Source organism: Arthrobacter sp. AG1021 (genome assembly GCF_003633665.1).
Classification (GTDB): domain Bacteria; phylum Actinomycetota; class Actinomycetes; order Actinomycetales; family Micrococcaceae; genus Glutamicibacter; species Glutamicibacter soli.
In genome coordinates, this window is record NZ_RBLB01000006.1 from 480679 (window position 1) to 502843 (window position 22165).

At 66.1% G+C, this 22165-nt stretch carries 21 protein-coding genes; 12 read left to right on the forward strand and 9 right to left on the reverse strand.

Going from position 1 to position 22165, the window contains the following annotated elements:
• Nucleotides 1–15: 15 nt before the first annotated feature.
• Complete coding sequence (locus tag DFO58_RS02495; RefSeq protein ID WP_113606485.1) at nucleotides 16–2064, reverse strand: TPM domain-containing protein; 2049 nt, start codon at nucleotides 2062–2064, stop codon at nucleotides 16–18.
• 240 nt (nucleotides 2065–2304) lie between these two features.
• On the opposite strand from DFO58_RS02495, the gene DFO58_RS02500 reads away from it, so the two are divergent.
• The 4 genes from DFO58_RS02500 (at nucleotide 2305) to DFO58_RS02515 (ending at nucleotide 6589) form a co-directional block, all read left to right on the forward strand.
• Nucleotides 2305–3852 (forward strand): trypsin-like peptidase domain-containing protein, encoded by a 1548-nt coding sequence (locus DFO58_RS02500; RefSeq protein WP_047119530.1) that lies wholly within the window; start codon nucleotides 2305–2307, stop codon nucleotides 3850–3852.
• A gap of 199 nt (nucleotides 3853–4051) precedes the next feature.
• On the forward strand, nucleotides 4052–4873 hold the full coding sequence (locus tag DFO58_RS02505; protein ID WP_120989209.1) for an electron transfer flavoprotein subunit beta/FixA family protein: 822 nt from the start codon (nucleotides 4052–4054) through the stop codon (nucleotides 4871–4873).
• Between the two features lie 13 nt (nucleotides 4874–4886).
• Nucleotides 4887–5831: an electron transfer flavoprotein subunit alpha/FixB family protein gene (locus DFO58_RS02510; protein WP_047119529.1), complete on the forward strand. Its 945-nt coding sequence runs from the start codon at nucleotides 4887–4889 to the stop codon at nucleotides 5829–5831.
• Entirely contained in the window at nucleotides 5828–6589 is a 762-nt protein-coding gene (locus tag DFO58_RS02515) for a PIG-L deacetylase family protein (RefSeq protein ID WP_120989210.1), read from the forward strand. Before DFO58_RS02510 ends, DFO58_RS02515 begins: the two co-directional genes overlap by 4 nt.
• An 82-nt stretch (nucleotides 6590–6671) precedes the next feature.
• Here DFO58_RS02515 and DFO58_RS02520 read toward each other — a convergent pair whose 3' ends face one another.
• From DFO58_RS02520 to DFO58_RS02530, 3 genes are all read right to left on the reverse strand, one after another.
• A complete protein-coding gene (locus DFO58_RS02520; RefSeq protein WP_047119527.1) occupies nucleotides 6672–7277 on the reverse strand; it encodes an anti-sigma factor in 606 nt (201 codons plus the stop codon).
• A 121-nt stretch (nucleotides 7278–7398) separates the two neighbouring features.
• Entirely contained in the window at nucleotides 7399–7860 is a 462-nt protein-coding gene (locus DFO58_RS02525) for a tRNA (cytidine(34)-2'-O)-methyltransferase (RefSeq protein WP_120989211.1), read from the reverse strand.
• Nucleotides 7861–7902: 42 nt separating this feature from the next.
• Nucleotides 7903–8802: a J domain-containing protein gene (locus DFO58_RS02530; protein WP_160309085.1), complete on the reverse strand. Its 900-nt coding sequence runs from the start codon at nucleotides 8800–8802 to the stop codon at nucleotides 7903–7905.
• 115 nt (nucleotides 8803–8917) lie between these two features.
• On the opposite strand from DFO58_RS02530, the gene DFO58_RS02535 reads away from it, so the two are divergent.
• Nucleotides 8918–9817 carry a diacylglycerol kinase family protein gene (locus tag DFO58_RS02535; protein WP_113606480.1) on the forward strand — a complete coding sequence of 300 codons (900 nt, stop codon included), beginning with the start codon at nucleotides 8918–8920 and terminating at the stop codon, nucleotides 9815–9817.
• Here the strand turns inward: DFO58_RS02535 and DFO58_RS02540 are convergent.
• Together DFO58_RS02540 and folP are read right to left on the reverse strand one after the other, a co-directional pair.
• On the reverse strand, nucleotides 9814–10551 hold the full coding sequence (locus DFO58_RS02540) for a dihydrofolate reductase family protein (RefSeq protein ID WP_053798426.1): 738 nt from the start codon (nucleotides 10549–10551) through the stop codon (nucleotides 9814–9816). The genes DFO58_RS02535 and DFO58_RS02540 overlap by 4 nt on opposite strands.
• A gap of 17 nt (nucleotides 10552–10568) precedes the next feature.
• Complete coding sequence (folP, locus tag DFO58_RS02545; RefSeq protein ID WP_120989213.1) at nucleotides 10569–11495, reverse strand: dihydropteroate synthase; 927 nt, start codon at nucleotides 11493–11495, stop codon at nucleotides 10569–10571.
• 115 nt (nucleotides 11496–11610) lie between these two features.
• Between folP and DFO58_RS02550 the strand changes: the two genes are divergently transcribed.
• The 3 genes from DFO58_RS02550 to mnmA are packed head-to-tail and all read left to right on the forward strand — an operon-like array spanning nucleotide 11611 to nucleotide 14815.
• Nucleotides 11611–12417, forward strand: coding sequence for a hypothetical protein (locus DFO58_RS02550; RefSeq protein ID WP_120989214.1), 807 nt, complete (start codon nucleotides 11611–11613; stop codon nucleotides 12415–12417).
• A gap of 29 nt (nucleotides 12418–12446) precedes the next feature.
• Nucleotides 12447–13682 carry a cysteine desulfurase family protein gene (locus DFO58_RS02555; RefSeq protein ID WP_120989215.1) on the forward strand — a complete coding sequence of 412 codons (1236 nt, stop codon included), beginning with the start codon at nucleotides 12447–12449 and terminating at the stop codon, nucleotides 13680–13682.
• A complete protein-coding gene (gene mnmA / locus DFO58_RS02560) occupies nucleotides 13679–14815 on the forward strand; it encodes a tRNA 2-thiouridine(34) synthase MnmA (RefSeq protein WP_113606479.1) in 1137 nt (378 codons plus the stop codon). The genes DFO58_RS02555 and mnmA overlap by 4 nt, the downstream gene beginning before the upstream one ends.
• A 96-nt stretch (nucleotides 14816–14911) precedes the next feature.
• Here mnmA and DFO58_RS02565 read toward each other — a convergent pair whose 3' ends face one another.
• Nucleotides 14912–15226: a DUF2249 domain-containing protein gene (locus DFO58_RS02565; protein WP_120989216.1), complete on the reverse strand. Its 315-nt coding sequence runs from the start codon at nucleotides 15224–15226 to the stop codon at nucleotides 14912–14914.
• 142 nt (nucleotides 15227–15368) lie between these two features.
• On the opposite strand from DFO58_RS02565, the gene DFO58_RS02570 reads away from it, so the two are divergent.
• Genes DFO58_RS02570 through DFO58_RS02580 form a run of 3 tightly spaced genes read left to right on the forward strand, consistent with a single transcriptional unit; the run spans nucleotide 15369 to nucleotide 19866 of the window.
• On the forward strand, nucleotides 15369–16034 hold the full coding sequence (locus DFO58_RS02570) for a helix-turn-helix domain-containing protein (RefSeq protein WP_053798421.1): 666 nt from the start codon (nucleotides 15369–15371) through the stop codon (nucleotides 16032–16034).
• Nucleotides 16031–17164: a hypothetical protein gene (locus DFO58_RS18095; RefSeq protein WP_147407174.1), complete on the forward strand. Its 1134-nt coding sequence runs from the start codon at nucleotides 16031–16033 to the stop codon at nucleotides 17162–17164. The genes DFO58_RS02570 and DFO58_RS18095 overlap by 4 nt, the downstream gene beginning before the upstream one ends.
• Nucleotides 17161–19866, forward strand: a complete 2706-nt coding sequence (locus tag DFO58_RS02580) for a multicopper oxidase domain-containing protein (RefSeq protein WP_120989218.1) — start codon at nucleotides 17161–17163, stop codon at nucleotides 19864–19866. Before DFO58_RS18095 ends, DFO58_RS02580 begins: the two co-directional genes overlap by 4 nt.
• Here the strand turns inward: DFO58_RS02580 and DFO58_RS02585 are convergent.
• On the reverse strand, nucleotides 19863–20372 hold the full coding sequence (locus tag DFO58_RS02585; RefSeq protein WP_183043088.1) for an SRPBCC domain-containing protein: 510 nt from the start codon (nucleotides 20370–20372) through the stop codon (nucleotides 19863–19865). The two genes, DFO58_RS02580 and DFO58_RS02585, sit on opposite strands and share 4 nt — an antisense overlap.
• Before the next feature lie 198 nt (nucleotides 20373–20570).
• Here DFO58_RS02585 and DFO58_RS02590 point away from each other — a divergent pair, with 198 nt between their 5' ends.
• Nucleotides 20571–21581: an LLM class flavin-dependent oxidoreductase gene (locus tag DFO58_RS02590; protein ID WP_120989220.1), complete on the forward strand. Its 1011-nt coding sequence runs from the start codon at nucleotides 20571–20573 to the stop codon at nucleotides 21579–21581.
• A 147-nt stretch (nucleotides 21582–21728) separates the two neighbouring features.
• On the opposite strand, the gene DFO58_RS02595 is transcribed toward DFO58_RS02590, so the two are convergent.
• Entirely contained in the window at nucleotides 21729–22088 is a 360-nt protein-coding gene (locus DFO58_RS02595; RefSeq protein WP_120989221.1) for a hypothetical protein, read from the reverse strand.
• Nucleotides 22089–22165 lie beyond the last annotated feature (77 nt).

Genomic DNA, 22165 nt, shown 5'->3' on the forward strand with positions numbered 1-22165 from the left:
CACTTGGCCGACGGGCTAGAAGCTGCCGCCGCTTCCGCCGAAGCCGCCGCCGTCCCCTCCGCCGAAGCCTCCGCCGCCTCCACCGAAGCCGCCGAAACCACCGCCACCGAACATGCCGCCGTCGCCGTTGTTGCCGCCGCCGTGGAGGATCGAATCAATGAGGATTCCACCGAGCACGGCACCGCCGATGCCGTCGAACATTCCGCCGCGTCCGCGGCCACGGCCTCCGTAGCCGCCGCCGAAGACGTCCCCGCCGCCGAAACCGTTGACGTCCTGTTCAGCCATGCTTGCGGCCTGGTCGGCCAGCTGGATCGCGCGCTGTGCTGACGCAACTGCCGCGGACGGATTACGGTTGGCCTGCGAACGAGCGTCGTCGTAGGCGCGCTGCGCTTCGGAAAGCCGGGTGCGCGCCGAGGAGCGGACGCCGCCGCGGCGGGCACGAATGTAGTCCTCGGTGCCGTTGATCCGCGATTCGGCCGTATGCAGCAGGCTCTGCAGCTGCTCGCGTGCGGCTTGCTCCTGCTCTGCCTGGTTGCGCAGATTGGCCAGCGACGTCGCCAGCGGCTTGCTTGCCTGATCAAGCTGGGCAATGAGGGCCAGTGGGTTGTGCTTACTACCTATCGACTGCTTGATGTTGTTCAAGGCGCTGAGCACGCCGGCAACGGGACCGGCCAAAGCAGGCTGGGAACCGTTGTTCACCAACGCCTGCGCCTGGGCTACATCCCGCGAGGCGAGCGCTACCGCGGATTCCAAATCCGATTCTGCCTGGCTTAGAGCCGTCGCCGACTTGTTGATGGCTTCAAGCAGGACTTCTGCCTGGTCCTGAGCTTCCTCGGCGTTCTGGATCAGCAGCGCGGCGTTCGCGCGGTCGCTGCCCAGCTGCTCGGAAGCCTGTTTCAGCGCCGAGGCGGCGAAGCTCAAACGGTCAGAGGCCTGCTTGGCATTGTCCAGGATTTGCGAAACCGCGGACTGGTCGTACTTGTCGGTGAGCTGTTCGAGGATCGCAACCCGGGCAGAGAGCTGCTGATTCAGCGGTTCCTGCTCGGCGGCAACTTCGGTGATCCGGGTTTCTGCGTTCTGCTCCAACTGGCGCAGTTTCTTGAAATCCTCGGCATGCTTCTGCAGCGTCTCATTGACCTGCCCGCAGCGATTGATAATTTCGCCGAGCCATGAACGCTGGTCTTGTTCGGTGTCCGGGATGTCGTCATCCAGCTGCTGCTGAAGACGGAACGATTCGGACAGGTGCTGCTTGGCTTGGGCCAGGTCCTGGGTGAACACCTCGATGGACTCTTTGCCGTATTGGGCTTCGGCGAATCCCAGCTCCTGTTCGGAGGAGCGGATTGAGTCATCTGCAGCGACGAGCAGCTGGTCAGCTTGCCGGCGCAGCTGATCCAGTGGAACCAGCTGCTGTTGCGGTACGCCGGAGGATCCGGGGCGTTGTCCTGTTGGTAGCTGCGCTGACTTCGACTTTCCGCGGCGGCTCAACACCATGAAGGCGACGACAGCGCCACCGGCGATGACGATCATGACCCAGAAGAAGCTGAAGCCGGAGGAAGAATTGGAAGAACCGCTTCCGGCGATGGCTCCGCTGTCGACATTCTCAATACCCGCAATGGCGCCCTCTGCAGCACCCAGCCAATCGTCGTCGCTCAAGGCAGGCAGAACGTCATTCGAGAAGATCTCTTGACGGTACTCGTTCACCGGGCTGTTGTTGGAACTACCCAGGAATGCTTGGCGTGACTCGGTGCCGACCACCAAGATGACATCGTTCGTGCCCATGTTCTTCTTGTTGAAGACTTCCTTAGCCCAGTCTTGGGGATTCTCTGGATTAGTGAACTCATCGACATAGATAGCGAATAGGCTGTAACCAGTGTCCTTGCGCAGCTGCGAAATCTGGTCTTCCAGCTGCGACACATCTGAACCAAGTACGTTTGAATTGTCAACAACGAAGTCGCCGGGAGGTATCGTGACCGGAGATTCCGCCATGGCCGGCGATGTCAAACCCACCGCGGCCACCGAGGCCAATAGTGCTCCGGCCACTATGCGCCGAGCTTTGCTACTCATGCTTTCCCCACCTGAACTGCTATGTCGAACTAAAACCAAGGGTGAAACCCCGATTTGGTAAATACAGGAAGCCGTATTCACACTTCGATTTGATTCTATTTGCCCCAGTGAAGCACGTCTACGACATTCCGCTTCCAGAATAGTTACTCACAGGGCGTGCTAAGTTTGCGCAGTTTCATGCCACAGAACGCAACGGAATAATCGAATTCAAGAGATCCTAGAGTCGAAAGAGACGGAACAATGAGCCAGAACCCGAACGAGCCACGCGACAACACTGCTGGTGGCTCTGCACACTCGGGAAGCAATCCCGATGTCAATGTGCCGGCATCGTCTGAGCCGACAGTCAACCTTCCCCGGGTCGGCCAGAACCCCCAGGGCACCGATCAGCCGACCGCCGCCTACCCGCGCTCCAACCACAGCGAGGACGCAACTTCGGAGTACCAGCACGCCGGGGCAGGAAGCTCATACAACTACTCGAATGCCTCGGAGAACACGTCGAGCGCCGCCTATGGTTCGGGGTACTCCGCCTCGGACTCGCAGCACGTGAACTACCCGGTGCCGCCTGAACGCAAGCCATCGGGCAAGAAGACCTTCGCCGGCACCACCCTGGTTTCCGGCATGGTCGCCGCGGCCCTGGTCGGCGGCCTGGCCGCTGCGGGAACGACCTACTTCCTCTCGGACACGGGAAGCGGCAACGGCACCACCACCCCAGCCCCGCAGGCGGGGGTCGTGATCAACAATCCCAACTCCGTCACCGAAGTCACTGCGGCAGCCGCCAAGGCCAGCCCCAGCGTGGTGACCATCGAAGTTTCCGGTGGCGGTTCCAGCGGATCGGGTTCGGGCATCATCCTGGACAATGAAGGCCACATCCTCACGAACACCCACGTGGTGACGTTGGGCGGCAAGGTGGCTGACCCCGACATTTCGGTGCAGACCAATGACGGACAGGTCTACAGCGCGAAGGTCGTCGGCACCGACCCGATGTCGGATCTGGCCGTGATCAAGATCGATGCCAGCAACCTGGTACCGGCAACCCTCGGTAGTTCCGCGGACCTGAACGTCGGCGACACCTCGGTGGCCATCGGCGCACCTCTGGGATTGAGCGGCACGGTGACCGACGGCATCATCTCGACACTGAACCGCACGATTTCCATCGCATCCTCGGCAGTGCCTGAGAACACCGCGCCTGAAAGCAACGGCGACAACGGAAGCCAATTCAACTTCCAGTTCCCCGGCGAAGAACAGCAGCAGCGCTCGGCCGGCACCATCTACGTCAACGTCATCCAGACCGACGCGGCCATCAACCACGGCAACTCGGGTGGTGCGCTGGTCAACTCCAAGGGCGAAATCATCGGCGTCAATGTCGCCATCGCCTCGGCCGGCGGCACCGAGGACTCCGGTTCCATCGGCGTGGGCTTCGCCATCCCGATCGATTACGCCAAGCGCATCGCGAACGACCTGATCGCCAACGGCACCGCCACCCACGGTTTGCTGGGGGCCACCGTCCAGGCTACGGCAGGAGCCAAGGATTCATCCGGCGCCGCGACCACCTCCTTTTCGGTAGGCGCGACCATCGTCGATGTCACCAAGGGTTCGGCTGCGGACAAGGCCGGGCTGAAGTCCGGGGACGTGATCACCTCGGTCAACGGCCGAGCGGTCCGCGACTCGCAGACCGTCACGGCAGCGGTCCGCGAGGTGCCGGCCGGTGGCGAAGCGAAGATCACGTACCTGCGCAACGGGCAGGAGAATACCGCAACGGCCACTGTGGGTTCGTTGAGCAGCAACTAAATATGACTCCAAGAGTCGTCATATTGTCATTGTGAGACACGTGACGCGGTCTGGTGATTAACCAACCGCGTCACGTGTTGTTCTCTGAGCGATAAACGGCAACGGGGTGGCCGTTGGTGGATACGATAGAGGCAGATGAAAACTTCCGGCGCCAGATGCCCTGCGCGGCCGGATTCCTTATACTTCGAGGAAGGCGCGAATGAGCGACGCGAGCACTACGCCACTGACCATCGTGGTCTTGGTCAAACATGTCCCAGATGTCCAGTTTGACCGGCATATCGACCAGGAATCCCTGCGGCTGGACCGGTCCGAGTCGGTTCTTTCGGAACTGGACGAATACGCCGTCGAGGCGGCGCTGGCCCTCGTAGAGGACAACGGAGGGTTCGCGGCGGGTCACCAGGTCATCGCGGCGACCATGGGAGCAGGCAGCTCGGTGAATTCGGTCAAGAAGGCGCTGCAGATGGGCGCCTCCTCGGGGCTCCACCTGAATGACGCAGCGCTCGCCGGTTCGGACGCCGTGGCTACCTCCAAAGCCCTGGCGGCATTGGTGCGCCACGTGCCCAATGTGGATCTCGTGGTCACCGGCATGGCATCCACCGACGCCGAAACCTCGGTGGTTCCGGCGCAGCTCGCCGAACTGCTCGGCTTCGCCCAGCTGACCCATGCCGCCTCGGTGGCCTTCGATGCCTCGGCCCGCGAGCTGACCGTCGACCGCGAGCACCTGAATCAGCGTGTGACCCTCAAGGCAGGCCTTCCTGCCGTACTGTCGGTTACCGATCAGGCCAACGACCCGCGCTACCCGAACTTCAAGGGCATCATGGCCGCGAAGAAGAAAAGCATCGAGGAAGTCGATTTGGCCGGTATCGGCCTGGCTGCGCAGGAAGTCGGGGCTGAGGGCTCCACCACCTCGGTGCTGGCCGCCGAGCAGCGCTCTGCCCGGCCAGCCGGCACCATCATCCATGACAGCGGCGACGCAGGCATTGCCCTGGTCGACTTCCTGGCCGCACAGAAGCTGATCTAAGGACCTATTGAACATGTCTTCTGCACTTGTATTTTTCACCGACCTCAGCGCCGCACCCGGCAAGGCGCAGCGCGAGCTGCTGACCTTGGCCTCGCGCTTCGGGACCGCTGTGGTGGCCGCCGCCACCGAGATTTCCGCCGAGGCCCGCGAGGCCATCGCGGGCTACGGCATCGGCACCGCCTTGCAGGCGGCCAATCCGGGGCGGGGATTCGGCGAGCATGAGCTGGCAGTGCTGGATGCCGCACTGCAGCACACCGATGCGGACCTGGTGCTGCTGGGCAACGACAGCTTCAGCCGCGAACTCGGCGCACGCATCGCGGTACGCCGCAATGCCGCCATCGTCACCGACGTGATCGACGTATCCGCCGAACTGATCGCCACCAAGGATGAGCTCGCCGGAAGCTACACCGCCAGCGCGAAGTCCACCACCGGCGTGCTGATCGCCGCCGTCAAGCCCAACAGCATTGAGGACGCACCGGCAGGCTCCGCAGGCACCGTGCAGGTCACGGATCTGGTCCTCGGCGACGCGGCAGCGCCGAAGGTGAGCATCGTGGCCGTGGAGGAGAAGGTCGCCTCGGAACGTCCGTCGCTGAGCGAAGCCCGCGTGGTGGTTGCCGGCGGGCGCGGCGTCGACGGCGACTTCGGTCCCCTGGAAGACCTTGCCGACGCGCTGGGCGCCGCCATCGGAGCTTCGCGCGCCGCGACCGACGCCGGGTGGATTTCCCATGATGCGCAGGTGGGCCAGACGGGCGTCACCGTGTCGCCGCAGCTGTATATCTCTGCCGGAATCTCCGGGGCGATCCAGCAGAAGGCCGGAATGCAGACCAGCAAGTACATCATCGCAGTGAACAAGGACGTCGACGCGCCGGTCTTCGACATCGCGGATCTGGGGATCGTCGGGGATCTGGCCAAGGTGCTGCCGCAGGCCGCCGCGGAGATCAGGCGCCGCCGAGCATGATCGATACAACCCAATTCATCACTGCCCAAACCGAACGGGTTCTGGCCTTCGCCGCCCACCCGGACGACCTGGACTTCGGTGCGGCCGGAACCATCGCCGCGCTCACTGCGGCCGGTGTCGAGGTGCAGTACTGCATCATGACCGACGGGGACGCCGGCGGATTCGACGAACGCGACCCGCAGGAGACCGCGCGCCTGCGCCACCTGGAGCAGACCGTGGCAGCCTCGAAGGTCGGCGTGAGCACCGTGCACTTCCTCGGTGAGCGCGACGGCTTTCTGGAGCCCACCCATGAGGTCATCCGCAAGGTGGTGCGCCTGATCCGCCAGGTGCGCCCCACCATCGTGATGGCCATGCACCCCGAACGCAACTGGGACCGCATCCAGCGCTCGCATCCGGATCACCTGGCCTGCGGCGAAGCGGTCACCCGGGCGATCTACCCGGCTGTGGAGAACCCCTTCGCCTACCCGGAACTGGTGAGCGACGAGGGCCTGAACGCGTACAAGGTGCCTTGGCTGTGGCTCTACGGGGCTCCGCGCGAGAGGGAAAACGGTTTCGTGGACATCACGAAGTTCTTCGAGCAGAAGATGGATGCGCTGCGGGCTCATTTCACCCAGCACCCCGACGTCGCCTCCATGGAACGCTTCGTGGAGCACCAGTGCCGGACGAATGCCGAACGCGGGGGGCTGCCAGCCGAAGCGCTGGCCGAATCCTTCCACCTGGTCGCCGTGAACACGGACGACACGATTTCGGGCTTCTAGCGCCGGAGAATATCACAGCACAAAACGCGAGGCGCGTTCCCGAAAGGGAACGCGCCTCGCGTTTTGCGGTCTTGGACGGCGTCTAGTCGTCCGCGCCCGGGGCGTTGGCGCCGCCGGCGCCGTTGTCCTGGGCGTCCGGAACCTCGGAGGCGGCCGGATCCAGCGGCAGGTCCACCGAAGCCTCGGTGTCCTCCGACGGAGCCGAAGGAATCGCGGATCCTTCGACAGTGATGTGTATGGCCAGGACATCGCTGGCCGGGGTCAATCCCGCATCGACGTCGTCTCCGGTGGACGAGGCGACAACGGAAACACCGGTTTCCTCATGGACGGCCCACACGACATACTGCTGGCCGTCGGCAAGACCCGGCAGGCTGGTCAGTTCCACGCCGATGGCGTCTTCCGATTCGGAGGAGCTGAGGACGGCCTGGCCGCCGTTCTTGAGCTGGATGGTCTGCGTCACCGCGTCGTCGGCCTTCGCAGCCTTGGACGCCTTGGGGCCGCCGTTGAGCAGCGAGAAGACCACGAGAGCGAGAACCGCAACGATCACGACGCCGACAACACCGAGGATCCAGCGCTTCGGCTTGGAGCTCCTCTCGGCGCGTGAACTGCTGGCCACTTGGTCAACCAGGTCTAGACCCAGGTCGTCGTCCTGGGGCTCGTCGCGGTGCTGGGAATGGCTACCGTTCATTGTCTTGGTTTCTCCCGGGGTTGTGGTCAAAGTTCAATACCTGCTGATCCGCAGGCACATATCGAGCCTACTTTATAAAGATTGGGTAAACCTGTATACGTGGCCGTACTTCGCTGGTACTTTATGCTCCGGCAAAGCCGTGCTGGCGCCACGCCTCGAAGGCCACGATGGACGCAGCATTAGCTAGATTCAGCGAGCGGCGGCCCGGGAGCATGGGAAGCTTGACCAGGTCGGTGACGCGGGGATGCTTCTTGTCCTCGGCGCTCAGGCCCACCGATTCCTTGCCGAAGAGCAGGATGTCGCTCGGCTCGTAGCTGATATCGCTGTAGATGGTCTGGCCTTCGGAGGTGTAAGCGAAGACCCTGCCTTCCCCGAGAGCTTGGAAGGCGGCCTCGAGATTTTCGTGCACGGTCACGAACGCCAGATCGTGGTAGTCCAGGCCGGCGCGACGCAGGTTCGCGTCCTCGAAGTTGAATCCTAGGGGTTTGACCAGATGCAGTTCTGCACCGGTGATGGCAGATAGTCGGATGGCATTGCCCGAGTTGCCGGGAATTTCTGGGGCATTGAAAACGATACGAAACACACTTCCAGTTTAAGGGGTGCGAGCGCAGATCGATTCATCGGCCTAGTACATGCCGCCGATCAGCCGGGCGAGGACTTCGCGGTCCACGACATTCGGAGAGGGCCCGGAGCCGAGGAACAGCTTGAGCTCGCGCACCAGACCCGCCGCATTGAGCACGTTGGCGGAGCTGGCGAGCGAAGGCTGGGCATTGCGGTGGTACTCGATCACCGGTTCGTGGTGGTTCCCGTTGGAAGCCAGGACCAGCGTGTAGGCGGCGACGTTCATCTGCATGAAGGCCCGCTGCATGCCTGAGATCTGGATTTCCGGGGGCTGGGTCATCTTGTTGCCGTGCCGCAGCACCGAGCCGTCGAAGGCGTAGTAGCCCTCAGGCAGGGTCATCGTGTTGATCACTGCCATCCGGTATCCGGCGGTCAGCACGTGGTCGTAGTGGCCGCCGTTGGGGGAGCGCAGCCCGTTGACCAGGCGTGCCGCCGGGAGCACGTTGAGCACGTTTCTGCTCAGCAGACTGATGGTCGTGGCTTCGCGTTGCAGCCTCGAACGGGAACTGAACAGTCCACGCTTGCGCGGTTCCCCGTGCATCCGCTGCGCGGATCGCTTGGAGTCCAGGGTGGTGAAGTTGACATCGTCCAGCGGCGGAACGTACTCGGTGGGCAGCTGGGCCTTGGGCTGCTGCGGCGTGGTGCGCAGCCGCTCGTCGTACTGGCGGGCGCTGAAGCCTGCCCGCGGCGCCTGGCCCGGCGCCTGGAAGCTGCGCTCGAAGGAGTCATCGGACTGCTGGTCGCTGAGTTGCTGGAACGCGCGCTGGACTTCCTTGAAGGCGTCTTCGCTCCCGCCCAAGTCCGGATGCGTGGCACGGGCAGCCCTGCGGTAGGCAACCTTGATTTCTTCCATGCTTGCCGTGCGGGATACGCCAAGGATTTCATGGGGGCTCGGCGAGCTCATAGTCAGGCAAGTTCCTTTCGAGGCGGCGCATTGTCGCCGACCCTCTCTATGGTATCGAAAGACCTGTGGCCAATGCTTTTCGAAACTGTACGTTCGCTGAGTATTGTCTATAGGCATGGCCACCCAGCAACGCTTCGAGCGCCTTCAGATCGTTTTCCACCCCGCCTCGGGCAGGGGACTGGGATGGCGCCGCGCCAGGCAGTTGGCCGGACGGCTGGCGGATGCGGGCACCGTGGCGCACCTGCTCGACGTCTCCTCCCAGCCGACGGCGCGGATCGCCGCGCAGCTGAAGTCCGCGGACGCAGTGGTGGTCGTGGGCGGTGACGGGCTGATCCACCACGTGGTGCAGGTCCTGGCACGAACCGGGATTCCGCTCGGGATCATCCCGGCGGGCAGCGGCAACGATACCTGGCGCATGCTCCGGGACGCCAATCCGGCGCAGTCGATGGACCGGGTCGCCGCATTCATCGCCGGGAGCGCTGCAGCGCACCCGGTCGACCTGTTGGAAGTCGAATTCGACGAGGCCCCGCAGATCGTGCGGCTGACTGTCGGAGCGATCTCCTGGGGATTCGAGGCAACGGTCAACGCCCGCGCCAACCGGCTGCCGCGCCGGCTGGGTTCGCTGCGCTATGTCGCCGCGCTGCTGCTATGCATCCCGAAGCTCAAGGCCTTCTGCACCGAGGTCGACACCGGCGGGCTGGAGTACCGGGGACCGGCGTTGGCCGCGAGCATCGCCAATATCCGTTCGCTGGGCGGCGGCATCACGTTGTTCGCTTCGGCCGAATTCGACGACGGGCTGGCGGACCTGTCGCTGGTGCGCGGCGAGCGGATCGCCCCGGTGCTCAGGCATGTACCGCGGATACTTGCCGGGAGAAACCATCCGTTCCGGGTCGCCGTCAGGGCGAAGGCATTCCGCGTGGAGACCTCGGAAGACTGCTACGCCGACGGTGAACTGCTGGGCCGCGGAGCATTCAGCGTGCGGGTTGCTCCCGGCGCACTGCACCTGATGCGCTAGCGGTCGGCGCGGTACTCCGCGAACAGCATCGAGTCTTCCTCCAGCAGGGTATGCAGCGTCAGGCTGCGCTGCTGCTCGCTCTGCGAGCGGGCGATGCGCGACCCCGCGCCGGCGGCCAGGACCGGGGAGTAGCTCACGCACAGGGAATCGACCTGGCCGGCGGCGACGAATTGCCCGAAGATGTGTGGTCCGCCTTCGGCATGGATGGCCTGCAGGCCCCGCGAATCGAGGTCGGCGACGATCTGCGCCGGGTCCGGGCCCTGGCCGTTGTCCGCGACCTGGACCAGCTGGACATGCTCCGGATAGCTGTCGCGCTGCTGCCCGGTGACCTGCTCGCAGGTGTAGAGCAGCACCGGCCCGGGCGAGGACGTCAGCACCTCGGCGTCCGGGGCGATGGACAGATGGTAGGACACGATGGCGAGCACCGGGTGGGCGCCCAGCCCGCGGGCGGTGCGCCAGGCCTGGTCCGCGTCGGACACCAGCGGGCCGGCGTACCCCTCGGCGTGGACCGTGCCGGAGCCGACCAGCACCACCTGCGCCGGCCGGCGCAGGAGGTTGAAGATCCTTTGGTCCCCGTCGGAGCCGAGCGCTGCCGACAGCCCGCCGAGCTGCGCGCTGCCGTCGACGCTTGAGACGAAGTTGAAGCGGACGAACGGCCGCCGGGTGCTGGCGTAGCGGGAGAGCAGATACTCGTCGTCGACGTGGTCAATGGGCTGGGGCAGCAGGGCTCGCATGGATCTCCTCGGATGCTCTAGGCGCTGGCTTTGCGTTCGGGATGCGCCGGGGGATTGACGTCTCCCATATTGTGGATCTGCCGCACCGGCTGGCGCCAGCCCAGGGCGGCTTCGATCAGGCGCACGGTCTGCACGGATTCCGGGATGTTGTGCATCCGCAGGATCCGCGCCCCGCCCATGGCGCACATCGTGGCCGCGACCATGGAACCGAGCATGCGCTCGGACTTCGGCAGGTCCAGGGTCTCCCCGATGAAGTCCTTGTTGGACACCGCCGCCAGAGCCGGGTAGCCCAGTTCCGCGATGGCCTGGAAACCGGCGGTCAGATCGAGGGTATGGCGGGTGTTCTTGTTCAGGTCGTGCCCGGGGTCGACGATGAGCTTCGAATCCTTGATGCCGACGTCCTTGGCCAGCTGAACCTTGTCCTGCAGGTAGCGGCGCACCTCGGCTAGCACGTCGTCGTAGTGCGGGCGGGGGTAGGTGGTGCGGGGCTTGGCCAGCGAATGGGTCAGCACCAGGTGCACGTCGTTCTCGGCCACCACCTTGGCCAGCTCGGGGTAGGCCAGGCCGGTGGTGTCGTTGATGACGTCGGCGCCGGCGTCGATGGCCGCCTGCGCGACCAGAGGGTGGAAGGTGTCGGCGGAAATCACCACGTCGCTGTGGCGGCGCACCTCGCGGATGACCGGGACCACGCGCTCCGCCTCCTCCCGCCAGGGCAGTTCCGGTCCCGGGGAAAACGGCACCCCGCCGATGTCCACCCAGTCCGCCCCGGCCTCCACCGCGCGCAGCGCCGCCGCCACCGCCTCGTCCAGCCCGAACGTCGACCCGGCGTCGTAGAAGGAATCCGGAGTGCGGTTAATCACCGCCATCACCGCGATCCGGCGCGAGAAATCGATGCTCCGGCGGGCGAACTGGTGAACCGGGACCAGCAGATCTGGCAAGTACATCGGTGGCGGCTCCCTTGAAGTGGCTGGCTGACGGGTTCGGACCTACTTCATCATTCATATCACTGCACCGGGCAAAACCCGTGGTGGCAGGCGTTCGGCTCGGTAGTCTTAGGACATGCAGTTTTCCCATGTATCCGCTGAATACGGCCAATGGATCATCGACGCCTGCGCCGATGCCGACCCGCTGACGGTCACCGCCCAGGTGCCGGTCGGCTATGAACGCTATGCCCGCATCCTGCATCCGGCGCTGGACGAGGAGGACCGGCAGGTGCGCTGGTCCACCGTGGCCGCCAGCCGCGGCCACGTGCTGACCGCCGCCGATTCGTTTGAAACGGTTGCCGGACTGGACGCCCAGGGCAACCCGGTGGCCGAGGACGCCTGGGTGGATACCGACCTGCCGCTGGACGAACTGCCGGCGAACCAGTGGAAGGACCTGGCCCTGCAGCTGATCCAGGCCAGCGGGAAGCAGGACTTCGTGCTGGGCCTGTGGGCGGGCTACGCCTTCATCGAGGGCGGGGAACGTATCCAGATCGAGATGGAACCGGATCCTGCGCTGAGCGACAAGCAGAACGCGGCGGCCCATGCGGCGGCGCTCGCCGAGGCGCAGAAGCCGGCCTTCGCGGCTCAGGACCTGGCCCCCGGTCCGCTGGACCTGGGCGGCGGCTACCGCAACTACCACCTGTTCCAGACCGACGCGGCGTTCCTGAGCGACCCGCTGTGGGCGAAGACTGCGGCGGGGGAGCAGCGCCAGCGCCCCGCGCTGGTCTTCCCGGAGGACCGTTCCTGGATGCTGTCCACCGAGCCCTATGATGACTGCACGTTGGTCGGCGGGCCGTCCGCGCTGATCGAGGCGATCTTGAAGGATCCGGGCCTCGAAGCCATCGAGGTCGGGCAATTCACACGGATCGGCCATTCAAACTAGGTGCGCGAAGCTCGTACCATGGAAGGGATATGAATACTTCCGCCGTATACCTGGACCACGCGGCAACCACGGACATGACCCCGGCGGCGCTGGCCGCCATCACCGCCCAGTTTGCTGCCACCGGCAACCCCTCGTCCCTGCATGCGGCTGGCCGTCGCGCCAACCGCGTGGTCGATGATGCGCGCATCGCGATCGCGGCCGCGGCCGGCGCGCATTCCAGCGAGCTGATCTTCACCTCCGGCGGCACCGAATCAGACAACCTGGCGCTCAAGGGCCTGTTCTGGAACCGCGTGGACTCCAACCCCGCGGCGCGGATGATCCTGGTATCCGGGATCGAGCACCATGCGGTGCTGGACACCGTCACCTGGCTGGCAGAGCACGAGCAGGCCGAACTGTGCTGGATGCCGGTGGACGCCGACGGCGTGCTGGACCTGGACGGCGTGCGCGCCCTGCTCGATGAGCACCACGAACGCATCGCGCTGGGCACCATCATGTGGGCCAACAACGAGGTCGGCACCGTGCAGCCGGTCCCTGAATTCGCGGCCCTGCTGGCCGGGTACGGGATCCCCGCGCACAGCGACGCGGTGCAGGCTTTCGGCGCGGTGCCCACCGACTTCGCGGCCTCGAAGCTGGCGGCCATGTCCATCAGCGCCCACAAGATCGGCGGCCCGGTGGGCATCGGCGGACTGCTGGTGCGCCGCGACGTGACCCTGATGCCGGTCCAGCATGGCGGAGGACATGAACGGAAAATGCGTTCGGGAACGCTGAACGCGGCGGCGGCGGCAGGCTTCGCCGCGGCCGCCACGGAAGTCGCGGACCACCTCGCCGAGGAAGCCGCGCGGCTGAGCGGGTTGCGCGAATACGCGGTGCAGCGGATTTCGCAGCTGGTCCCCGAGGCGGTGCTCAACGGCCCGCGCGACGCGGAGAACCGGGGCGCCCGGCTACCGGGGAACCTGCACTTCACCTTCCCCGAATGCGAGGGGGATTCACTGCTGTTCGTGCTGGACATGCTGGGGATCGCCTCCTCCACCGGATCGGCGTGCACAGCCGGGGTCCCGCAGCCCTCCCATGTGCTGCTGGCCATGGGCCGGGATGCCCGGTCGGCGCGCAGTGTGCAACGTTTCACACTGGGGCATAGATCCACCCGGGCAGACGTTGACGCATTATTGGAAGCCTTGCCGCAGGCCTATGAGCGGGCAAGGAAGGCTGGAATGGCAGCCGATGAAAGCAGCATCCACACGGCAGGAACGGGTTTTACGCGATGAAGGTACTAGCAGCAATGTCCGGCGGCGTGGACTCGGCGGTCGCCGCGGCCCGTGCGGTCGAGGCCGGCCACGACGTGGTCGGCGTGCACCTGGCCCTCTCGCGCATGCCCGGAACCCTGCGCACCGGCTCGCGCGGCTGCTGCACGGTGGAGGACTCCAACGACGCCTGGCGCGCCTGCGACAAGCTGGGCATCCCGTTCTACGTGTGGGATTTCTCCGACCGTTTCGCCGAGGACGTGGTGGACGACTTCGTTTCGGAGTACGAGGCAGGCCGCACCCCGAACCCGTGCATGCGCTGCAATGAGAAGATCAAGTTCGCCGCCCTGCTGGAAAAGGCGCTGGCCCTGGGCTTCGACGCGGTCTGCACCGGCCACTACGCCAAGGTGCTGCGCGACGAGCAGGGCAATCCGGAACTGCACCGCGCCGCCGACTGGGCCAAGGACCAGTCCTATGTGCTGGGTGTGCTGACCCACGAGCAGCTGGAGCACTGCATGTTCCCGCTGGCCGAAACCCCGTCCAAGGCCGAGGTGCGCGCCGAGGCGGCCGCCCGCGGCCTGACCGTGGCGAACAAGCCGGACAGCTACGACATCTGCTTCATCCCCGACGGCGACACCCGCGGCTGGCTGGCCGAACGCATCGAGATGAAGCCCGGCGCGATCGTCGACCACGAGGGCAACGAGCTCGGCGAGCACGCCGGAGCCCAGGCCTTCACCGTCGGGCAGCGCAAGGGGCTGCGCCTGGGCCGCCCGGCTGCGGACGGTAAGCCGCGCTTCGTGCTGGAGATCCGCCCGAAGGAAAACAAGGTCATCGTCGGCCCGGAGGCCCTGCTGGCCGTGGACCAGCTGCGCGGCATCCGCATCTCCTGGGCCGGACTGCCCATCGGGGAAGTGGCCAGCGGCGCCGAATTCGACTGCATGGTGCAGGTGCGCGCCCACGGCGACCCGGTCGCCGCGGTGGCCCACATGGAACGTTCGGCCGAGGGCCGCGACGAACTGGTGGTCAACCTGCCCGAAGGAATGCGCGGCGTCGCCCCGGGTCAGACCATGGTCGTCTACCAGGGCAGCCGAGTGCTGGGCCAGGCGACCATCGACTCCGCCCGCTCCAGCGCCTGGGATCCGGCGAAGGTCGGATAACGCGCCCCAAGGATTGCGCTTCACGAGCGATGGCCCCGGCCTGCGCGAAACCTCAACGGGTTTCGCGCAGGCCGGGGCCATCGCTGTTTCGACCGGCTAGCTGCGCACGAACTTGAGCTTCCACCGCTGCGGGCCTTCTTCGAGGTAGCTGACCTCGAAGGCCGTCGCATCGCGCTGCCGCAGCTGGGCCAGCAGCGGCAGCGGATTATGCGTGGCCGACAGCACCAGGCCTGCGCCGGGCCGCAATGAATCCAGCGCGCCGAAGATGGCCGCGTGGCGGACCGCATGGGGGATCGCCTGGACATCGAGCTGGGGGAGGTCCTCGTCATGCCCGCCGCAGGCGCAGCCGCCCGGTGCCTGCTGCTTCAGGGCTTCTTCCCTGTTGCCGGAAATCTCGATGCGTTCTGTCATGATCTGCTCCCTTGCCCTGGTCCGGCGTCGTCGCGTGGGGCGCATGCCGGTCCGCGTGGTGCGGTTCGATTTATTTTATTACACTTAACTTAGTGGAAAATATCGGGGCGGGAAAGAGCTGGCTCCAAGGAGGCGCGGAATCATGGGCAAAGGACCGGATGGCGGAGCGCCCCGGCGCAGCGGAGGCGGGCGCGTTCACTCGTCGACCCGCGAGCGGATACTGTCGCTGGTCGAAATGCGGAGCGAGGGCCTGAGCCTGCCTCAGGTGGCCGAGTTCATGGGCCTGCATGAGAACACTGTCCGGAGCCATCTGGACGCGCTGCTCGCCGACGGATACGTGCAGCGGGAGTCCGCGCCCGCCGCCGGCCGCGGGCGGCCAGCTTGGATCTGGCGGGCCGCGGCGCCAACCCCCTCGCCGTTCGCCGCGCTGGCCAACGTACTGGCCGACCAGGTGGCGCTGCTCAGCGACAACCCGGCCCGGGCCGGCATCGAGGCCGGCCAGCGCTGGGGCGCAACGCTGCCAGAAGCCGCCCGGGAAGGCGATGCCCGTGGCGCCGTTATCGACTCGCTGGCTGCGCTCGGTTTTGCGCCCCGCCTCGAAGCCGACCACAGCGTGTCGCTGCTCTCCTGCCCGCTGCTCAGCGCGGCCCGGGAGAACCCGCAGGTCATCTGCAACGTGCATCTGGGGATCGTGCGGGGGATCTTGCAGTCCCACGGACGGGATCCTGCAGGAAGCCGGATCCTGCCGTTCGCGCTGGAGCACGGCTGCCGCCTTGAACTATCGCCACAGCGCGAGGGGCAACGATGAGCCCGGCCTCCTATGCTGCGCCGTCCAGGCCTAAACGCCGGGGACGGTGGCGCCTGGCCCTGATGCTCCCGGCTGGCCTGTGCCTGCTGGCCGGGCTGGATGCGGCGCTGATCCTGCTGGATGTACCCGCCCCGGTGCAGATTGCCGCGTGGGGGCCGGCGCATTCGCTGGCCATGGTCTTCGGGTTTGTCGGAGCGATGATTGCCTTGGAGCGAGCGGTGGCCTGGTGGCGGGCCGCGGGCTACGCGGCGCCCGTCCTGCTGGCGCTAGGCGGTGGCAGCCAGCTGTTCGCCGCGCCCCGGGCGCTGACCGGAACGCTGCTGATCCTGGGCATGGCCGCCCTGCTGGCCACCTACTACCCGTTGTGGCGCAGGCAGCGTGCCGACGCGGTGCTGATCCAGATGCTCGGCGCCTGCGCCGGGCTGGGCGCCACCGTGCTGTACGCCGGCGGAGTGGAGATCTCCTTGCTGCTGCCGTGGCTGGCTGCGTTCCTGGTGATGACCATCGCCGGGGAACGGGTTGAGCTGGCCCGCATCCAGTTGACCTCGCGCTCGCAAGCCCTGGCGGTGGTCCTCAACGTTGCGCTGCTCATGTCCGCCGCGGCGTCCACGCTGTTCGTCCAAGCCGGGACCGTGCTCTTCGGCCTGGTGTTGTGCGCACTGGTGCTCTGGCTGGCGGTCAACGACGTCGCGCGGCGCACCGTCAAGTTGAAGGGCGCGCCGCGCTACATGGCGGCCTGCCTGCTGGCCGGCTACTTCTGGCTGCTGGTTGCCGGCGTCGTCTGGATGCTGGGGTACTCGGCCGGCTCCGGCGCCTATGATACTGCGGTGCACGCGTTTTTCCTGGGCTTCGTGATGTCCATGATCATGGCCCATGCGCCCACGATCCTGCCGGCCGTACTGGCCATCGACCTTCCCTACCGCCAGGCCATGTGGCTGCCGGTGATCCTCATGCATGCCGGCTTGGTGATCCGCCTGTGGCTCGGCAACGGGTTGGGTGGGCAGCTGGCATGGCAGGTCGGTGGTGTTCTCAACGTCGTCGCGCTGCTGCTTTTCGTGTTCGTGGCCCTCGCCAGCGCGTTGCTGGCGCTCACGTCCGCACCTGCCTCCGGGAAGGAATCCGTTAAATGAACCTGCCGTTGAGCACCGGGCCCGCCGCAGCGAAGGTCCCCGGCCGGGGTTTCTGGCCTCTGCGCGACCTGCCCACGGCGCTGTGGCTGATCCTGGTGGTTGTCGTCGCGCTGGTCCACCGCCAGCTGCCGGCGCCCCGCTGGCTGCTGATCCACCTGCTGCTGCTCGGCGCGCTGTCCCACGCCATTCTGGTCTGGTCGCAGTACTTCGCCACCGCGCTGCTCAAACGCGTGGTGACCGTCCAGGAACGCCGCCGGCAGTCGCTGCGCCTGGGGCTGATGAACGGCGGCGCCGCCGTGGTGGTTGCCGGGGTGCTTGCCGAACTGTGGCCGTTGACGCTGGCCGGTGCGCTGCTGGTCGCCGTGGCCGCGGCATGGCACGGAGCCTGGCTGTACCGCAGCCTGCGCGGCGCGCTGCCCTCGCCCTATGCCGCGAGCGTGCGCTACTACATCGCCGCCGCCTGCTTCCTGCCGATCGGCGCCGGGCTGGGAACCTGGATTTCCGCCGGGCTCGCTTCTCCGCTGCATGAGCGGCTGACCTTGGCCCATGCACTGGTGAACCTGCTGGGCTGGGTCGGGCTGACCGTCGCCGGAACCCTGATCACGCTGTGGCCCACGATGCTGCGCACCCGCATCGCGCCCCATGCCGCGGTGCGCCTGCGCCGGGCGCTGCCGGTACTCGCAGCCTCGGTGCTGGTGGCCGCGGGCGGGGCGGCCGCGGGGCTGCTGCTGGTGGCAGCCCTGGGTGTGCTCGGCTATCTGGCAGGGCTGGGAATGACGGCCTCGCCTTTCATCCATGCCGCCAGGGCCAAGCCGCCGCGCAGCTTCGCCACCTTGTCGGTCCTGTCCGCGGTCTGCTGGTGGACGGGCACCCTGGTGTGGACGCTCTACGCCCTGGCTGCCAGCGGCGACTGGACGCAGATGGGCCGGCACTTCGACACCATCGTGCCGTACCTGGCCGCAGGCTTCGCCGCGCAGATCCTGCTGGGCGCGCTGTCCTATCTGGTGCCCGTGGCGCTGGGCGGCGGGCCGCGCCCGGTCCGCGCGGCGGCCACGGCCTTCGACCGTGGAGCCGCCTGGCGGGTGAGCATGGCCAACGCAGCGTTGCTGGCCTGCGCCCTGCCGATCTCCTCGCTGGTGCGTGTGCTGTGCTCGGTGCTTTACCTCGGCGCCATGGGCAGCTTCATCCCCTTGCTCTTCACCGCCTTGAAGGCCCATCGCTTGGCCAAGAAAGAAGCCGCGGAATCCGCAGGCCAGCCGAGGGCCCGCGAGCGCGGCCCGGTGGAACCCGAAGGCGCCCGCCCGCCCGGCCAACGCCTGGGCCAGGCGGCCGCAGGTCTTATGTCGGTTGTGCTGGTGATCGCCGTCGGCGTAGCACTGGATCCCGCGGCCGCCGGGATCCGCCCGCCGGCCGCTTCCACCGCGCAGCAGCCGGTCGACCCTGCCAACGCACCGGTCAAGACCGTGCAGATGACCGCCAAGGACATGCGGTTCACACCCTCCACCATCGAGGTGGAAGCAGGAACACGGCTGGTCATCGAATTGGCCAACACCGATGCCACGCAGGTCCACGACCTGGTGCTGGCCAACGGGAGCGACTCCGGGCGCCTGGCACCGGGCCAGAGCGCCACCGTGGACGCCGGGGTCATCACCGCAGACATGGAGGGCTGGTGCTCCATCGTCGGGCACAAGCAGATGGGCATGGTGATGCGGATCGTGGTGACCGGCGCCGCCGCCGCACCCGGCGACACGGCACCAGAGACGTCCCACGGACACCTGCAGGATGCTGGCCAGCCGCCCGCGGCCGCGGGACCCGACCTGCAGGCCCAGCCCGCGGACGGATTCACCGCACGCAACCCGGTACTGGATCCACTGCCTGCGGACACCGGCAAGCCGGCGCTGCACAAGCAACGCTTCACGGTCAGCGAGCTGCAGGCCGAAGTGTCGCCGGGGTTCACACAGAACCTGTGGACCTTCAACGGCACCGCCCCGGGTCCGGTCCTGCACGGACGGATCGGCGACAAATTCGAAATCACGCTCTACAACGACGGCACCATGGGCCACTCCATCGACTTCCACGCCGGGTCCCTGGCCCCGGACAAACCGATGCGAACCATCGCCCCTGGCGAGGAACTGACCTACACGTTCACCGCCACCAAGTCAGGGATCTGGATGTACCACTGCGCCACCGCACCCATGAGCGCACACATCGCCAACGGCATGTACGGAGCGGTCATCATCGAACCCGAGGACCTGCCCGCGGTGGACAAGTCGTATGTGATGGTGCAGTCCGAGTACTACCTCGGCGCGGAAGGGCAACCGGTGGACGTGGACAAGACTGCAGGAGGGAACCCCGACCTGGTGGTGTTCAACGGCTATGCAAATCAATACTCCTTCGACCCGCTGCAGGTTGCCACCGGTGAACGCATCCGCATCTGGGTACTCGCCGCGGGCCCCAACAGGCCCAGCAGCTTCCACGTGATCGGCGGCCAGTTCGACACCGTGTACTTCGAAGGCGCCTACCAGCTGGACGCCCGCGATCGAACCGGCGGGGGTTCCCAATCCCTGGCCTTGGCCCCCGCGCAGGGAGGATTCGTGGAGCTGGCGCTGCCCGAGGCCGGGAACTACCCGTTCGTCACGCACTACATGTCGGACGGCGAGAAGGGGGCGCACGGCATGATCAGGGTTTCTGATCCTAACTAGCGCTCGCCGTAGCCCCCGGGTCCTTCCATGCCGCCCGGGTCCGGAGCGTCAGCGGCAGCGTCGGCAAGGAACCTGCCGAGCTGCGCCAGCACGATGTGGTGACCGGAACGGCTGCCCTCGATCATGCCCGCTCCGACGAAAGAGGTCACCTGGCTGGTGACAGCCACCTGCGTCGCGCCGCCCAACGGCTCCAAGATCCAGGAGACCAGTGCGGAGGACAGCGGTGTCTCGTTGGTCCATACGGTTTCCGCATAGACGATTAGCTGCTGCTCGACCACGCGGAGGTACTGCGCCTCGACGAGGAAATCTAGGGAACCCAGCGGGCCGCAGCGGTAGCTCTCACGTCCGCCTTCGCGGAAGTGCTCGGCGGCGTACTCGATGCCTTCCCCTGCCGGTACGCCCCACACGCAGCGGCGCGCGGGGTCGGCATAGGCATCCCAGACCTCGGCACAGGGAAAGGGGATGCGCCTGCTCAGCGTGATGGTCTCATGGACAAGTGCATTCATTGCGCCGCTTTTCCTCGGTTTGGCTAGTTGCTCGCAATTATTGGCACTGCAACGGGCGAATGCAGGGGCCTCCTTGGGGGGATCGGCCTGCGGACAGGGGCATGTTGTGAGCGTACTCATAACTGGAATATTGACGCGTCAATTACTATTGTGTCTGGTAGGTGAAAAGACCACCGACTTTGTTCAAACGGAGATGACATGCCAAAGAAAATTGGTTTCCTGACCTTCGGCCACTGGTCGGGCACTGCAAACTCCGCGGTTCCCACGGGCGCCGCCGCGGTGAGGCAGATGGTGGATCTAGCGCAGGCCGCCGAACGCAGCGGCTTCGACGGAGCCTGGCTGCGGGTGCACCACTTCGACCGTTCGCTGTCCGCTCCGTTCCCTCTGCTGGCGGCCATGGCCGCCTCGACAACCACACTTGAAGTCGGCACCGGCGTGATCGACATGCGCTACGAGAACCCCCTGTACATGGCCGAAGAAGCCGCGGTGACTGATGCCATCGCCCGTGGCCGCATGCAGCTGGGCATCAGCCGCGGTTCACCCGAGCCCGCAGCCAACGGCCAGGAGCTGTTCGGCTACACGCTGGGCGAGGGCGAGAGCTGGTCCAGCGTGACCCGCGAACGCGCAGCCACCTTCCGCGAGGCCATTGCCGGCACGCCGATCGCCCGCCCGGTGCATCCCGAGCAGCACGGCGGCCAGCTGCTGCCGATCACCCCGGTCTCCCCGGGCTTGGAAAACCGCATCTGGTGGGGAGCGGCGGGGTTCGAGACGGCAGAGTGGGCCGGCCGCGAAGGCATGAACCTGCTGTCCTCGACCCTGCTGCTGGAGGACGACGGACGTCCCTTCCACATCGCGCAGCGCGACCAGATCCGCCGCTACCTGGATTCCTACAACGCCAGCGGTCACACCACCGGCGGGCAGACCGCGGTGACGCGCAGCGCCTTCCCGGTGATCACCGATACCGACGACCTGTACTTCGGGCGCCGCGAACGCGGCGACTCCGTCGGGCAGATCGAGGGCATGCGGGCGCGCTCCGGCCCTACCTATGCGGGTTCCCTGGACGAGCTGGCCGAGCTGTTCACCCGCGACGCGGCCATGTCCGAAGCCGACTACCTGCTCTTCGCCCTGCCGAACCAGCTGGGCGTGGAATACAACGAGCATGTGATGACCAACATTACGAAAGTCGTCAAGGACATCGGATGGAAGTAGCTTCAAACCGGGCGCGCTCCGGGCTCGGTCCCGTGCCAACGGCATCAGGAATCTGAAAATCCCGCGGCACCTGCAGAGGCAAATCTGCTGGTGCCGCGGGATTCTCGGCTTTCGGCACAGTCATTGGAAGGCGCTGGCCGCTTTTATCTAGTCCTCGTCGACGATGCCGTACATGCGCGCAGAGATATCCGGGTACTCGACCCGTGTCTTGCCGGCTTCCAGTTTCGGCAGCTGGGCGGGGGAGTGGTGAGAGCAGTGCACGAAGTCAAAGGTCGGCCACCATTTCTTTGGTCGTTCGTAATCCTCGGTGCCGCACACTTCGCAGACCAGGTGTACCCAAACCGGACGCTTGCCGGTCCGATTCGCGCGGGACTGGGCCAGCCATGCTGGCGGATTCGAATTCAGTTCGCGGAACTCGGCTTCGCTCATCTTCGAGGGGATGCCGTGCTTCTTGGCCATTTCAAGGGGGATATCCAACGCAATGGCGGCGTCTCTACGTGTCATCATTGCCTACAAGCCTAATCTACCGGCGCAGCCGCGCTCCCAAGTGAAGCGAAAAACCTGACGTCAGCAACGGAAGCTGT